The sequence below is a fragment of the Microcoleus sp. Pol7_B2 genome, from assembly GCF_036701035.1.
In the GTDB taxonomy this organism is placed as follows: domain Bacteria; phylum Cyanobacteriota; class Cyanobacteriia; order Cyanobacteriales; family Microcoleaceae; genus Microcoleus.
This window is the reverse complement of record NZ_JAUBQB010000194.1, coordinates 1-1,370: the sequence shown is the minus strand read 5'-3', so window position 1 is coordinate 1,370 and position 1,370 is coordinate 1. Positions and strand designations below refer to the sequence as shown.

1 protein-coding gene and 1 pseudogene are annotated in these 1,370 nt (G+C 42.2%); both read left to right on the top strand.

Annotation, left to right across the window (positions count from 1 at the left end; genetic code table 11):
• Positions 1-253: pseudogene (locus QUA57_RS28500) on the top strand (calcium-binding protein); the annotation flags it as partial.
• A 775-nt stretch (positions 254-1,028) separates the two neighbouring features.
• A partial coding sequence (locus tag QUA57_RS28495) for a DUF4347 domain-containing protein (protein WP_333065147.1) occupies positions 1,029-1,370 on the top strand: 342 nt, incomplete at its 3' end.

The following is a 1,370-nucleotide window of genomic DNA, read 5'->3' as shown; positions in this document are numbered from 1 at the left end:
ATTGACGGGAGGTTCGGGAAATGATGTGTTTTTCCTCAATCAAAGTTTGGGTAGCGACATCATTAATGATTTCCGCAAGGGAGAGGATTTAATTGGGTTGAATTCTGGTTTGAGTTTTAATCAACTCAGTATTACTTCCAGCAACAATCAAACTTTGATTACTGTGACGGACACCAATCAATTGTTGGCGAAGCTTAACAATATTACCCCCGGTATTCTCACTGCTACCGATTTCACTCAGGTAACAATTTAACTGCTTGGGGTAGGGTGCGCCATAAGCAGCCAGCCCGCTTAGAAGTGGTGAAGAAAGCTCTCAAACTCCTGAAATTTGGTGGATGACGTTAGCGTCGCCCGCCCCTACGGGGGCTACGCCAACGAATAGGAGCGAGCGATCTGATTCTTTTCAACAGCGATCGGTAATAAATCTTGTTTATTGCCGATCGCCCACACCTAGAATGAGGCACATCCGTCTATTGCAATCCTGAGCTGGCTAGCCATAAGTAGCGCCCGAATAAAGCCAGATTTCTCAACCATTAAATTCAAATTCTAGGGAAGTTTTTTCCAGGTAGGACAAAGTTAAAGTAATCAAAATTTTAGGCATTTTTCCTGGTTTTATCTAATGTGAATGTATCAGGTACTAGCTAGAGCAATTTTCAGGAATTCGGAACCCCCGAAAATCTTTTATTAATTTTCCCTGACCAAGGCTTCCCAATGGTTTGATGCACTACTTATCTGGCTAATGGTGTGCATGGCAAATCTATATAGAGAGGTTCCCCGTGCCGGACTATTTACATTACATCCTCTGCTGTTAATTGCGAAGAAAATCGCAATTTTTACACAGCTTAAGCTGATTAGGGAGACAAGTCTCGGATTTCACTTAGGGATAAAATTAAAGTTTTTACCTAAATTTTAATCTCCCGGATCGAACACCGAGATTTTAATTCTGCCTACTGTCTTCTTCATCTCTAGCCTTCTGCTTTCAAGGTGAATCTACCAGCAAATAGTAAACATTCTCATGGGTATGCGAAATGAGTTCAACTTTTGCCACTAACATGGATTCACAATCTGTTTTCCCCAATGCTGGTTCTAAATCTATTGTCTTCATTGATCCCGACTTAGATGACTATCAAACTCTTGCGGGTGGCGTGCTTCCCGGTGCAGAGATCATCATTTTAGATAAAAATGGTAACGGAGTCGAGCAAATTACTGCGAAACTGCAAATAATTTCTGCTGCTGGGGAAACTGTAGACCAAGTTCACATTTTTTCTCACGGCAATTCTGGCAGCTTGCAGTTAGGTTCTGCAACGCTGAATTCGGATAATTTGCCGCAATATGAAAGCCAGTTGCAAGGGTGGCGAAATGCGCTAAGC